At 40.7% G+C, this 12,327-nt stretch carries 26 protein-coding genes; all 26 read right to left on the reverse strand.

Annotation, left to right across the window (positions count from 1 at the left end):
- Positions 1-51: 51 nt before the first annotated feature.
- The 26 genes from rpsK to rplD all read right to left on the reverse strand — a co-directional run bounded on the left by rpsK (position 52) and on the right by rplD (position 12,306).
- Positions 52-441 carry a 30S ribosomal protein S11 gene (gene rpsK, locus RCG25_RS25395; RefSeq protein WP_026574109.1) on the reverse strand — a complete coding sequence of 130 codons (390 nt, stop codon included), beginning with the start codon at positions 439-441 and terminating at the stop codon, positions 52-54.
- A gap of 21 nt (positions 442-462) precedes the next feature.
- Complete coding sequence (gene rpsM / locus RCG25_RS25400; RefSeq protein ID WP_133371731.1) at positions 463-828, reverse strand: 30S ribosomal protein S13; 366 nt, start codon at positions 826-828, stop codon at positions 463-465.
- A gap of 22 nt (positions 829-850) precedes the next feature.
- On the reverse strand, positions 851-964 hold the full coding sequence (rpmJ, locus tag RCG25_RS25405; protein ID WP_000868344.1) for a 50S ribosomal protein L36: 114 nt from the start codon (positions 962-964) through the stop codon (positions 851-853).
- Positions 965-1,001: 37 nt separating this feature from the next.
- Entirely contained in the window at positions 1,002-1,220 is a 219-nt protein-coding gene (gene infA, locus RCG25_RS25410; protein WP_007085268.1) for a translation initiation factor IF-1, read from the reverse strand.
- Between the two features lie 183 nt (positions 1,221-1,403).
- On the reverse strand, positions 1,404-2,150 hold the full coding sequence (gene map, locus RCG25_RS25415; RefSeq protein WP_308081552.1) for a type I methionyl aminopeptidase: 747 nt from the start codon (positions 2,148-2,150) through the stop codon (positions 1,404-1,406).
- Complete coding sequence (locus tag RCG25_RS25420; protein ID WP_308081553.1) at positions 2,147-2,800, reverse strand: adenylate kinase; 654 nt, start codon at positions 2,798-2,800, stop codon at positions 2,147-2,149. The genes map and RCG25_RS25420 overlap by 4 nt, the downstream gene beginning before the upstream one ends.
- Positions 2,801-2,856: 56 nt before the next feature.
- Positions 2,857-4,152 carry a preprotein translocase subunit SecY gene (gene secY / locus RCG25_RS25425; protein WP_308081554.1) on the reverse strand — a complete coding sequence of 432 codons (1,296 nt, stop codon included), beginning with the start codon at positions 4,150-4,152 and terminating at the stop codon, positions 2,857-2,859.
- Entirely contained in the window at positions 4,152-4,592 is a 441-nt protein-coding gene (gene rplO, locus RCG25_RS25430; protein WP_308081555.1) for a 50S ribosomal protein L15, read from the reverse strand. Before rplO ends, secY begins: the two co-directional genes overlap by 1 nt.
- A 32-nt stretch (positions 4,593-4,624) precedes the next feature.
- The gene (gene rpmD, locus RCG25_RS25435) at positions 4,625-4,807 is read right to left on the reverse strand and encodes a 50S ribosomal protein L30 (protein WP_308081556.1); all 183 of its coding nucleotides are present in this window, start codon (positions 4,805-4,807) and stop codon (positions 4,625-4,627) included.
- A 13-nt stretch (positions 4,808-4,820) separates the two neighbouring features.
- Positions 4,821-5,321, reverse strand: a complete 501-nt coding sequence (gene rpsE, locus RCG25_RS25440) for a 30S ribosomal protein S5 (protein ID WP_215047081.1) — start codon at positions 5,319-5,321, stop codon at positions 4,821-4,823.
- 24 nt (positions 5,322-5,345) lie between these two features.
- Positions 5,346-5,708 carry a 50S ribosomal protein L18 gene (gene rplR, locus RCG25_RS25445; RefSeq protein WP_308081557.1) on the reverse strand — a complete coding sequence of 121 codons (363 nt, stop codon included), beginning with the start codon at positions 5,706-5,708 and terminating at the stop codon, positions 5,346-5,348.
- Between the two features lie 32 nt (positions 5,709-5,740).
- A complete protein-coding gene (rplF, locus tag RCG25_RS25450; protein WP_308081558.1) occupies positions 5,741-6,277 on the reverse strand; it encodes a 50S ribosomal protein L6 in 537 nt (178 codons plus the stop codon).
- Between the two features lie 31 nt (positions 6,278-6,308).
- Positions 6,309-6,707 (reverse strand): 30S ribosomal protein S8, encoded by a 399-nt coding sequence (gene rpsH, locus RCG25_RS25455; RefSeq protein WP_283921071.1) that lies wholly within the window; start codon positions 6,705-6,707, stop codon positions 6,309-6,311.
- 29 nt (positions 6,708-6,736) lie between these two features.
- A complete protein-coding gene (locus tag RCG25_RS25460; RefSeq protein ID WP_034676107.1) occupies positions 6,737-6,922 on the reverse strand; it encodes a type Z 30S ribosomal protein S14 in 186 nt (61 codons plus the stop codon).
- Between the two features lie 24 nt (positions 6,923-6,946).
- A complete protein-coding gene (gene rplE, locus RCG25_RS25465) occupies positions 6,947-7,486 on the reverse strand; it encodes a 50S ribosomal protein L5 (RefSeq protein ID WP_308081559.1) in 540 nt (179 codons plus the stop codon).
- Between the two features lie 28 nt (positions 7,487-7,514).
- Complete coding sequence (gene rplX, locus RCG25_RS25470) at positions 7,515-7,823, reverse strand: 50S ribosomal protein L24 (RefSeq protein ID WP_308081560.1); 309 nt, start codon at positions 7,821-7,823, stop codon at positions 7,515-7,517.
- Between the two features lie 36 nt (positions 7,824-7,859).
- On the reverse strand, positions 7,860-8,228 hold the full coding sequence (gene rplN, locus RCG25_RS25475) for a 50S ribosomal protein L14 (RefSeq protein ID WP_308081561.1): 369 nt from the start codon (positions 8,226-8,228) through the stop codon (positions 7,860-7,862).
- A 39-nt stretch (positions 8,229-8,267) separates the two neighbouring features.
- On the reverse strand, positions 8,268-8,531 hold the full coding sequence (gene rpsQ, locus RCG25_RS25480) for a 30S ribosomal protein S17 (protein WP_308081562.1): 264 nt from the start codon (positions 8,529-8,531) through the stop codon (positions 8,268-8,270).
- 22 nt (positions 8,532-8,553) lie between these two features.
- Positions 8,554-8,754 (reverse strand): 50S ribosomal protein L29, encoded by a 201-nt coding sequence (gene rpmC / locus RCG25_RS25485; RefSeq protein WP_040203247.1) that lies wholly within the window; start codon positions 8,752-8,754, stop codon positions 8,554-8,556.
- A complete protein-coding gene (gene rplP, locus RCG25_RS25490) occupies positions 8,744-9,178 on the reverse strand; it encodes a 50S ribosomal protein L16 (RefSeq protein WP_307282803.1) in 435 nt (144 codons plus the stop codon). The genes rpmC and rplP overlap by 11 nt, the downstream gene beginning before the upstream one ends.
- A gap of 2 nt (positions 9,179-9,180) precedes the next feature.
- A complete protein-coding gene (gene rpsC / locus RCG25_RS25495) occupies positions 9,181-9,837 on the reverse strand; it encodes a 30S ribosomal protein S3 (protein WP_308081563.1) in 657 nt (218 codons plus the stop codon).
- Positions 9,838-9,840: 3 nt separating this feature from the next.
- Positions 9,841-10,182 carry a 50S ribosomal protein L22 gene (gene rplV, locus RCG25_RS25500; protein ID WP_308081564.1) on the reverse strand — a complete coding sequence of 114 codons (342 nt, stop codon included), beginning with the start codon at positions 10,180-10,182 and terminating at the stop codon, positions 9,841-9,843.
- Positions 10,183-10,199: 17 nt separating this feature from the next.
- Positions 10,200-10,478, reverse strand: coding sequence for a 30S ribosomal protein S19 (rpsS, locus tag RCG25_RS25505; RefSeq protein ID WP_026565526.1), 279 nt, complete (start codon positions 10,476-10,478; stop codon positions 10,200-10,202).
- Positions 10,479-10,538: 60 nt separating this feature from the next.
- Positions 10,539-11,369, reverse strand: a complete 831-nt coding sequence (gene rplB, locus RCG25_RS25510; RefSeq protein ID WP_308081565.1) for a 50S ribosomal protein L2 — start codon at positions 11,367-11,369, stop codon at positions 10,539-10,541.
- 29 nt (positions 11,370-11,398) lie between these two features.
- Positions 11,399-11,683 carry a 50S ribosomal protein L23 gene (rplW, locus tag RCG25_RS25515; RefSeq protein ID WP_308081566.1) on the reverse strand — a complete coding sequence of 95 codons (285 nt, stop codon included), beginning with the start codon at positions 11,681-11,683 and terminating at the stop codon, positions 11,399-11,401.
- A complete protein-coding gene (gene rplD / locus RCG25_RS25520) occupies positions 11,683-12,306 on the reverse strand; it encodes a 50S ribosomal protein L4 (RefSeq protein WP_308081567.1) in 624 nt (207 codons plus the stop codon). The genes rplW and rplD overlap by 1 nt, the downstream gene beginning before the upstream one ends.
- Positions 12,307-12,327 lie beyond the last annotated feature (21 nt).

Genomic DNA, 12,327 nt, shown 5'->3' on the forward strand with positions numbered 1-12,327 from the left:
ATTAGTATCATATCCATTATAGACGCTTGATACAACTTCTATACAGAAAAATTAGACACGACGGCGTTTTGGTGGACGGCATCCATTATGAGGAACAGGTGTAACGTCTTTGATTGCAGTTACTTCAAGACCAGCAGCTTGAAGTGCACGGATAGCAGCTTCACGGCCTGCACCAGGTCCTTTAACTGTAACTTCTAAAGTTTTCATACCATGTTCGATAGATGTCTTTGCTGCAGTTTCAGCTGCCATTTGCGCTGCGAATGGAGTAGATTTACGAGAACCTTTAAATCCAAGAGCACCAGCACTTGACCATGAAATTGCATTACCATGAACATCAGTGATAGTTACGATCGTATTGTTAAAAGTTGAACGGATATGAGCGATCCCAGATTCAATATTCTTTTTAACACGACGTTTACGTGTATTAGTTTTACGTGCCATTTAAATAACCTCCTTTGCCGATTACTTCTTCTTGTTCGCAACAGTCTTACGAGGACCTTTGCGTGTACGAGCGTTGTTTTTCGTATTTTGTCCACGAACCGGTAAACCACGACGATGACGTAATCCGCGGTAGCAGCCGATTTCCATTAAACGCTTAATGTTAAGAGAAATTTCACGGCGAAGATCACCTTCAACTTTTAATTTGTCGATGATGTCACGGATTTTGTTTAATTCGTCTTCTGTTAAATCACGCACACGAGTATTTTCAGAAACACCTGCATCTGCTAATACTTTTTGTGCAGTATTTTTACCAATACCATAAATGTAAGTTAAAGAGATAACTACACGCTTTTCACGTGGAATATCTACACCAGCAATACGTGCCATATTTTAGCGCACCTCCTTCAGATTAACCTTGTTTTTGTTTATGTTTAGGGTTTTCACAGATAACCATAACTTTTCCGCGTCTACGGATAACTTTGCACTTTTCGCAGATCGGTTTAACAGATGGTCTTACTTTCATTATCCTAACCTCCTTAATGGTACGGAGTGCAAGCTGATTATTTAAAGCGGTAAGTAATTCTTCCGCGTGTTAAGTCATATGGAGAAAGCTCAACAGTCACCTTGTCACCCGGAAGGATTCGAATGAAGTGCATTCGAATTTTGCCAGAAACATGAGCTAGCACAGTATGACCATTTTCTAATTCTACCTTAAACATTGCATTTGGCAAAGTTTCAATTACTTTACCTTCAATTTCAATTACATCATCTTTGGCCATCGGTCTCGTCTCCCTTCTCTATTCAGAATAGCGTTCGCCAATACATAGTAGGGCGCATTGGGTCAATTCTTCATACGTAATCCTGCAACCTTACAATTTTAACATAATGAGTAGCATTCTGTCCTCTAGTAACTATTACAAATTACAAATATTTCGGATTAGAATGGGTCTAGTAATAAAATACTAAATTTTAGTTAATATTTCAAAACCTGTTTCAGTGATCGCGATCGTGTGCTCGAAATGTGCACAAAATTTTCCATCCACTGTAACAACCGTCCAATCGTCAGCCAATGTTTTTACATACCGGCTTCCGGCATTCACCATCGGTTCAATTGCAAGGACCATACCAGGCTTTAATACAGGACCTTTGTTTGGTGGACCAAAATGAGGAATATCTGGATCCTCATGTAAGTCTTGCCCTACTCCGTGCCCTACATACTCACGTACAATAGAAAGGCCATTTGCTTCCACATACTTTTGTATCGCATGGGAGATGTTCGAGAGTCGCTCGCCCGGTTTAGCTTCCTTCAAGCCTTGATAAAGTGATTCCTCTGTTACGTCGAGTAGACGTTGCGAATTTTCATCAATCTTACCTACAGCATAGGTCCAAGCTGAATCACCATGATAACCATTATATTTAGCACCGATATCGATACTAATGATATCGCCCTCATGAAGGACGCGGTCCCCAGGAATTCCATGAACAAGTTCATTGTTCACACTTGTACAAATACTGCCGCGAAAACCATTATACCCTTTAAACGAAGGAATAGCATCCTTGCTGCGGATAAACTCTTCAGCAATTCTGTCCAATTCACGCGTTGTCATACCTGGAGCGATATGTTTCTTTAACTCCTGATGAGTCAAAGCAACTATTCGACCAGCTTCCCGCATGATCTCAATTTCCTTAGGGGTTTTACAAATGATCATTCAGCTAAGCCCCCAAGTAATTCCTCGATATCAATAAGTACCTTACTAATATCTTGTTGACCATCAATTGTGCGTAAATAACCCTTATCCTCATAAAAAGCTAATAATGGTGCAGATTGCTCGATGTTAACGTCTAAGCGATTTTGAACTGTTTCTGCATTATCATCTGCTCTTTGGTACAGCTCCCCGCCGCAGCGGTCGCAGACACCCTCTTTTGCAGGAGGATTAAAGACTAAATGATAAGTAGAGCCACAGTCCTTGCAAATCCGTCTTCCAGTCAAACGATCCATTAAAATATTTTTATCAACGTCGATATTAATCACGTAGTCAATCTTTTTAGTTAGATCAGCTAATAGATTCTCTAACGCTTCTGCTTGTGGTACAGTCCTAGGAAAGCCGTCTAGTAAAAATCCCTTTTGACAGTCATCTTTACTTAAACGTTCACGTACAATGCCGATTGTTACTTCATCAGGAACAAGTTCGCCTTTGTCCATGAAAGATTTTGCTTGTAACCCTAGTTCGGTTCCTTCTTTCATCGCTGCACGGAACATATCTCCAGTAGAGATATGAGGGATGCCGTATTTTTCGACGATTCGTTCAGCTTGAGTACCTTTACCTGCACCAGGTAGCCCCATTAAAACTAAATTCACACGTGTTCCCCCTCGTGCTATAAATAGGTTTTAGGGAACATTAGTCCCCAAAACCATTACTTTATAAATCCTTTATAATGACGTTTAACCAGTTGAGCTTCAAGCTGTTTGTACGTGTCAAGCGCAACGCCGACAACGATCAAAAGACTAGTTCCTCCAATTTGCGCCGATTGCGGTAAGTTCGCTATTTTAATAAAAATAGTTGGAAGTACTGCAATGATGGTTAGGAAGATTGCACCAACAAAAGTTAATCGATATAAAACGCGAGTTAAGTATTCCTGCGTGCTCTTACCAGGACGGATTCCTGGGATGTAGCCGCTTTGCTTCTGTAAGTTTTCCGCTGCTTGTTCAGGGTTAACTTGGATAAAAGCATAGAAATAAGTGAACGCGATTATTAATACTGCATATAGCGTCATCCCAATTGGATGAGAATAATCTAGGTTTCTGTTAATCCAAAGCGTTACATCATTTGTTGGAAAAAATGACGCAACTGTTCTTGGTGTTACAATGAATGAAACTGCGAAGATGACAGGGATAACACCAGCAGCGTTAACTTTTAACGGCATGTGTGTTGACTGTCCTCCAACAGGATTCTTTCCTGCAACAACACGTTTTGCATATTGAATCGGAATTTTACGATTGGCTTGTTGGATGAAAATAACACCAACAACAATTGCAATAATAGCGAGTACTATTAATACAACAGTTACAATACGTATAAATAAGGCATCTCCTGCATTTTCAAATTGCTGAACATAAATTTGGTTAATGGTTGAAGGCATACCAGCTACGATCCCTGCAAAGATGATAATGGAAATTCCATTTCCAACACCCTTTTCAGTGATCTGCTCACCTAACCACATCAAGAAAGATGTTCCAGCAGTAAGTGTAACGGCAATCAGTAGATACGTGCCAATTCCAGGACTTTCAATCAAACGGCCACTTGCTAAGTTATTAAAGCCGTATGACATACCTAATGCTTGGATAAATCCAAGCACAACAGTGAAATAGCGAGTGAATTGAGCAATCTTCCGACGCCCAGATTCACCTTGCTTGGACCATTCCGTAAATTTAGGAACAACGTCCATTTGTAACAACTGAATGATAATAGAAGCTGTGATATACGGCATAATACCCATTGCAAAGATGGAAAATTGTTTTAATGCTCCACCGCCAAAGGTATTTAAAATACCGAAAACACTAAGCTTATCCTGACTAGCAAGTACATCAGCATTAACATTCGGTACAGGAATAAATGTACCTAGTCGAAAGACGACTAGCATTAAGAGGGTGAATAAGATCTTACGTCGTATATCACCCACGCGCATAAAATTGGAGATTGTCTGGAACATTAGATCACCTCAGTAGTTCCACCAGCAGCTTCGATCGCTTCCTTAGCAGCAGAGGAGAATTTGTGAGCTTTTACAGTCAACTTTTTCTCTACGTTCCCTTTAGCAAGAATCTTGATTCCTGCTTTTTCGTTACTTACAACGCCTGTTTCGATAAGAAGTTCTGGAGTAACTTCTGTACCTTCTTCAAAGCGATTTAATGCATCAAGATTGACAACGGCATATTCTTTGCGGCTGACATTTGTAAATCCGCGTTTTGGTAAACGACGGAATAAAGGTGTTTGACCACCTTCAAAACCTAAACGTACACCACCGCCTGAACGAGCATTTTGTCCTTTATGACCTTTACCCGCGGTCTTACCTTGACCAGAACCGATACCACGTCCTAAACGTTTACGCTCTTTACGAGAACCTTCGGCAGGTTTTAATTCATGAAGTTTCATATTGGCACCTCCTTATGAAAGAAAAGAATCAATTATTGTTCTTTAACTGTTACAAGGTGAGCAACTTTGTTAACCATACCGCGAATCGCAGCGTTATCTTGATGCTCAACTGTTTGATTTAATTTACGTAAACCTAATGCAGTAACTGTCGCGCGTTGGTCCTCAGGGCGACCAATTACACTACGGTTGAGGGTAATTAAAAGTTTATTCGCCATTTGATTTCCCTCCTTATCCTAACAGTTCTTCTACTGATTTACCACGTAATTTAGCTACGTCTTCAGCGCGTTTTAATTGTGTTAAACCGTCAATAGTTGCACGAACCATGTTGATCGGTGTGTTAGTTCCTAATGATTTAGAAAGGATATCAGCAACTCCACCTAATTCAAGAACGGCACGAACCGGACCACCAGCGATAACTCCTGTACCTTCAGAAGCAGGTTTTAGAAGGATTTCACCAGCACCAAAGCGACCAATTACTTGGTGAGGAATGGTTGTTCCGACCATAGGTACTTCGATTAAGTTTTTCTTTGCATCTTCGATGGCTTTACGAATAGCATCAGGTACTTCTTGTGCTTTACCAGTACCGAAACCAACGTGACCGTTTTTATCGCCTACAACAACAAGGGCTGTGAAGCGGAAACGACGTCCACCTTTAACAACTTTCGCAACACGGTTAACCGTGACTACGCGTTCTTCTAGTTCAAGTTTGTTTGGATCAATACGACGCATCTTTTTGTGTCCCTCCTTTGTCTTTTAGAATTGTAAGCCGTTTTCACGGGCAGCATCAGCTAATGCTTTAATACGTCCATGGTATAGGTATCCGCCACGGTCAAAGACAATTGAAGTGATACCTTTTTCTACCGCACGTTTAGCGACTAATTCACCGATCTTTTGTGCAGCTTCAACGTTACTAGTAGATTCAAGACCGAAATCTTTTTCTTTAGTAGAAGCACTTGCTAAAGTTACTCCAGCCATGTCATCGATTAATTGAGCATAAATATGCTTATTTGAACGAAACACGTTTAGACGTGGACGAGCAGAAGTACCGCTAAGTTTCGCACGAACACGAGCATGTCTTTTCTTGCGAGTAGCGTTTTTATCTTGCTTCGTAATCATTTACGTCACTCCTTTCGTTTACCTATGCGGCATTACTTACCTGTTTTACCTTCTTTACGACGAACGTTTTCGCCTTCGTAACGGATTCCTTTACCTTTATAAGGCTCTGGAGGACGTACTCCGCGGATATTGGCAGCTAATGCACCAACACGTTCTTTATCAGTACCCTTTACAATAACTTTTGTATTAGCAGGTACTTCGATTTCAAGGCCAGCTTCAGGTTCAATTTCAACTGGGTGTGAATAACCTACGTTTAATACAAGCTTGTTACCTTGCTTTTGAGCACGATATCCAACCCCGATTAACTCAAGGTTTCTTGTAAATCCGTTGGAAACACCTTCAACCATGTTCGCAATCACTGCACGAGTTGTACCGTGCAACGCGCGGTGTTCTTTCACGTCAGATGGACGAGCGATCGTTACAACGTTCTCTTCAACGTTGATTGTGATATCAGGATTAAAAGTACGAGTTAATTCGCCTTTAGGTCCTTTAACAGTTACTGTACTACCGTTTAAAGTAACAGTAACACCTGCTGGAATTTCAATTGGTTTTTTTCCTACGCGAGACATTTAGTGCACCTCCATTCATTCAAAAACTCGATTACCAAACGTAAGCTAATACTTCTCCGCCGACTTGTTTTGCACGAGCTTCTTTATCTGTAATAACACCTTGTGATGTTGATACTAAAGCGATACCAAGACCGTTAAGAACGCGTGGTACCTCATTTGATTTAGCGTAAACTCGAAGTCCAGGCTTGCTTATGCGCTTAAGACCAGTAATAACACGTTCATTATTTGCACCGTATTTTAAGAAGATACGGATAATACCTTGTTTGTTATCTTCGATAAATTCGACGTCACGTACGAAACCTTCGCGCTTTAAAATTTCAGCAATTTCTTTTTTTAGATTAGAAGCAGGCACTTCTAACTTTTCGTGACGTACCATGTTCGCATTACGAATGCGAGTAAGCATATCAGCAATTGGATCTGTCATGACCATTATTTTTACCTCCTTCCCAGACTTGGGTTTTACCAGCTAGCTTTTTTAACACCAGGAATTTGTCCTTTGTACGCTAATTCGCGGAAACAAATACGACAAAGCTTAAATTTACGGTATACAGAGTGTGGACGGCCACAACGTTCGCAGCGTGTATACTCTTGTACTGCATATTTAGGCGTGCGCTTTTGTTTCGCAATCATTGACTTTTTAGCCACGTTTTCGCCTCCATTATTTAACGATTACTTTTGGAATGGCATTCCAAATTGAGTTAAAAGTTCACGAGATTCTTCATCAGTGTTAGCAGTCGTTACGATAACGATATCCATACCACGAACTTTGGTTACTTTATCGTAATCAATTTCAGGGAAGATTAATTGTTCTTTAATTCCCAGTGTATAGTTACCGCGACCATCGAAAGCTTTTTTAGAAACTCCACGGAAGTCACGTACACGAGGTAAAGAAACGGAAACTAATTTATCCAAGAATTCGTACATGCGCTCACCGCGAAGAGTAACTTTTGCACCGATTGGCATACCTTCACGAAGACGGAAGCCAGCGATAGACTTTTTCGCACGAGTTACTAATGGTTTTTGACCTGTGATAGTTGCAAGTTCTTCAACTGCATTATCAAGAGATTTAGCGTTCGCTACTGCGTCACCAACACCCATATTCACAACGATTTTTTCAAGTCTAGGAACTTCCATAACTGATTTATAGTTGAACTTGCTCATAAGAGCAGGAGTAACTTCTTTAACAAATTTTTCTTTTAGGCGGTTCACTTATTGTACCTCCCTTCTAAAATTTAAACTATTTATCTAAAACTTCACCGGATTTTGCTACGCGTACTTTTTTGCCATCAACCGCAGTGTAACCTACACGAGTTGGGTTACCTGATTTAGGATCGATAGGCATTACGTTTGATACATGAATAGGAGCCTCAAAACTGATAATTCCGCCTTGTGGATTCACTTGAGAAGGCTTAGCGTGTTTTTTAACAATGTTAACACCTTCAACTAGTACACGGCTTTCTTTAGGATAAGCAGCTAGGATTACTCCTGTTTTGCCTTTATCCTTACCAGAGATGACTCTTACTTTATCACCTTTTTTTACATGCATCTGTGCGCACCTCCTTAAAGGCAATTAAATTTGAAATTATAATACTTCTGGAGCTAAAGAAACAATTTTCATAAAGTTGTTATCGCGAAGTTCACGGGCAACTGGTCCGAAGATACGAGTTCCACGTGGGCTTTTGTCGTCTTTGATAATTACACATGCGTTTTCATCAAAACGAATGTAAGAACCATCATTACGGCGAGCACCGCTCTTTGTACGTACAATAACAGCTTTAACAACATCACCTTTTTTAACAACGCCACCAGGTGTTGCTTGTTTTACTGTACATACGATCACATCACCAATACCAGCAGTTTTGCGACCAGAACCTCCAAGAACTTTAATCGTAAGTACTTCACGAGCACCAGAGTTGTCAGCAACTTTTAAACGTGATTCTTGTTGAATCATGTGTGTAACCTCCCTTCGGAATGAACATAATCCGAACCATTAAATAATTACTGCTTTTTCTACTACTTCTACTAAACGGAAGCGTTTTGTAGCTGAAAGTGGGCGAGTTTCCATAATACGAACAACATCGCCAGTCTTAGCCTGGTTTTGCTCATCATGAGCCTTTAACTTTTTAGAGTACTTAACGCGTTTACCGTATAATGGATGCTTTTTATATGTTTCGACAAGAACAGTAACAGTCTTATCCATTTTGTCAGAAACTACGCGTCCTGTGTAAACTTTGCGTTGGTTACGTTCACTCATTGTGTGAACCTCCTCTCAATCATTACTTGTTAACGCTGATTTCTCTTTCACGAACAACTGTCTTCATGCGAGCAATCGATTTGCGTACTTCACGAATACGAGCTGTGTTTTCAAGTTGTCCTGTCGCCAATTGAAAGCGAAGGTTGAAAAGCTCTTCTTTTAAAGATTTTACTTTTTGTTCAATTTCAGCAGTGGTAAGGTCACGTAGTTCATTAGCTTTCACTTGATTCACCACCAATTTCTTCTCGTTTTACAAACTTACATTTAACAGGAAGTTTGTGCATTGCAAGTCGAAGTGCTTCACGTGCGATTTCTTCAGAAACGCCAGCAATTTCGAACATAATCTTTCCAGGTTTAACAACAGCTACCCAGCCTTCTGGAGCACCTTTACCGGAACCCATCCGCACTTCTAATGGCTTAGCAGTGTAAGGCTTGTGTGGGAAAATTTTAATCCAAACTTTACCGCCACGTTTCATGTAACGTGTCATCGCAATACGAGCAGCTTCGATTTGACGGTTTGTGATCCAAGAAGCTTCAAGTGCTTGTAGGCCGTATTCACCGAAAGTTACTTCAGTACCGCCTTTAGCGTTACCACGCATGTTACCACGGTGTTGACGGCGATATTTTACGCGTTTTGGCAATAACATGATTATTTGCCTCCTTCCGCATTTTTCTTCTTAGTAGGAAGGACTTCTCCCTTATAAATCCATACTTTTACGCCAAGCTTACCATATGTTGTATCAGCTTCAGCTGTAGCATAGTCGATATCAGCGCGAAGAGTATGAAGTGGAACAGTTCCCTCGCTGTAGTGTTCAGAACGAGCGATATCAGCGCCGCCAAGACGACCAGATACCATTGTTTTGATACCTTTCGCACCAGCACGCATAGCACGTTGAATAACTTGCTTTTGTGCACGACGGAAAGATACACGGTTTTCTAATTGACGAGCAATATTTTCAGCTACTAGTTTCGCATCAAGATCAGCTCTCTTAATTTCAAGAATGTTGATATGAACACGTTTGCCAGTTAGTTGATTTAAAGCTTTACGAAGTGCTTCAACTTCAGTACCGCCTTTACCGATAACCATACCAGGTTTAGCTGTATGGATTGTAACATTCACACGGTTAGCAGCACGTTCGATTTCTACTTTAGAAACAGAAGCATCTTTTAAACGCTTCGTGATGTACTCACGAATTTTAAGGTCTTCGTGTAAAAGAGTAGCGAAGTCTTTACCTGCGTACCATTTAGATTCCCAATCACGGATGATTCCGATACGCAAACCGACTGGATTTACTTTTTGACCCACAGCTTATCCCTCCTTCTTTTCTGATAAAACGATTGTAATGTGGCTTGTGCGTTTGTTAATTTGGCTTGCACGGCCCATAGCGCGAGGACGGAAACGTTTTAGTGTCGGTCCTTCATCAACGAATGCTTGAGTAACAACTAGGTTATTAACGTCCATTTCGTAGTTGTGCTCAGCATTTGCCATAGCTGATTTTAATACTTTTTCTACGATTGGAGAAGCAGCCTTAGGAGTGAGATTTAAAATCGCCACCGCTTCACCAACTTGCTTTCCTCGGATTAAATCAACGACTAAACGTGCTTTACGAGGAGCAATACGAACTGTTCTTGCAACAGCTTTAGCTTGCATTTGGATGCCCTCCTCTCTTAACGTCTTGTTTTCTTATCATCGTTACCATGGCCTTTGTAAGCACGTGTTGGAGCAAATTCTCCAAGCTTGTGTCCTACCATGTCTTCAGTAACATAAACAGGCACATGTTTGCGACCATCATAAACTGCGATTGTGTGGCCGATAAATTGTGGGAAGATCGTAGAACGGCGAGACCAAGTTTTAATAACTTGTTTACTCTCAGTTTCATTTAACTTTTCGACCTTAACCATTAAATGATCATCAACAAATGGTCCTTTTTTCAAGCTGCGACCCATGAAGGAACCTCCCTTCGTGACTGTTCTACGGTTCTATCTTTGAACCGTAGGAAAGTCCCGTTATTTTTTACGACGACGTACAATAAACTTATCTGATTTGTTTTTCTTCTTACGGGTTTTGTAACCAAGAGTTGGTTTACCCCAAGGAGTCATTGGTGACTTACGTCCGATTGGTGAACGTCCTTCACCACCACCGTGTGGGTGATCGTTAGGGTTCATTACTGATCCACGTACAGTTGGGCGCTTGCCTAACCAACGAGAACGACCAGCTTTACCAATGTTAATAAGTTCGTGTTGTTCGTTACCTACTTGACCGATAGAAGCACGGCACTCAGCAAGGATCATACGAACTTCACCAGAAGTTAAACGTACAAGTACATATTTACCTTCTTTACCAAGTACTTGTGCAGATGTACCAGCAGAACGAACTAGCTGACCACCCTTACCTGGTTTTAACTCAATGTTGTGTACAACTGTACCAACAGGTATGTTTGCTAATGGAAGAGCGTTACCCACTTTAATATCAGCCTCAGGGCCTGACATTACTTCCATACCAACTTGTAGATTTTTAGGAGCTAAGATATAACGCTTTTCTCCATCCACATAGTTGATTAATGCAATATTTGCAGAACGGTTTGGATCGTACTCGATAGTAGCAACGCGTCCTGGAATGCCATCTTTGTTACGTTTGAAATCGATGATACGATATTGACGCTTATGGCCGCCACCTTGATGACGAACAGTTAACTTACCTTGGTTATTACGGCCGCCTTTTCTCGTTAATGGTGCTAATAGAGATTTCTCTGGAGTGCTAGTTGTGATTTCTGCGAAATCAGAAGTAGTCATTCCGCGACGACCATTAGAGGTAGGTTTGTACTTTTTAATCGCCATTTTTTTTCCCTCCTCTTCTTGTTAGGTTCTTATGCTTCAAAGAATTCGATTTCTTTGCTGTCAGCAGTTAATTTTACAATTGCCTTACGACGTTTGTTTGTGTATCCGCCGAATTTACCCATACGCTTGAATTTACCTTTATAGTTCATGATGTTTACTTTCTCAACTTCAACGCCGAAGATTTCTTTGATCGCATCTTTGACTTGTGTTTTGTTAGCTCTAACATCAACTTCGAACGTATATTTCTTTTCAGCCATTAGGTCAGTAGAACGCTCAGTGATAACGGGGCGCTTAATGATATCGCGTGCATCCATTATGCAAGCACCTCCTCTACTTTTTCAACCGCTGCTTTAGTCATGATTAATTGATCATGATTAACAACATCTAATACGTTAATTCCATTAGCTGTTACTACTGTTACACCAGGAATGTTACGAGCAGAAAGTGCTACGTTCTCATCTAGGTCAGCAGTAACAATCAAAGCTTTCTTCTCAACAGAAAGACCAGCTAATACAGCTTTAAAGTCCTTTGTCTTTGGAGCTTCGAATGCTAAGTTTTCTAATACTACAATGTTTTCTTCTAGAACTTTAGAAGATAACGCAGATTTAATCGCTAAGCGACGAACCTTTTTAGGTAATGTATAGCTGTAGCTGCGTGGTGTTGGACCGAATACAATCCCACCTCCGCGCCATTGTGGAGAACGAATTGACCCTTGACGTGCACGGCCAGTTCCTTTTTGACGCCATGGTTTACGACCACCGCCGCGTACTTCAGAACGAATTTTTGTTTTATGAGTACCTTGACGTAATGAAGCTCTTTGCATAACAATTGCTTCAAATAATACGTGTTGGTTAGGCTCAATACCAAAAACTGCTTCATTAAGTTCGATTTCACCAACTTGTGAACCGTTTTGGTTTAATAATGCTACTTTAGGCATTCCTTTGTTCCTCCTTTCTTA

Origin of the sequence: Neobacillus sp. PS2-9, from assembly GCF_030915525.1 — a bacterium.
Lineage (GTDB): Bacteria > Bacillota > Bacilli > Bacillales > Cytobacillaceae > Neobacillus.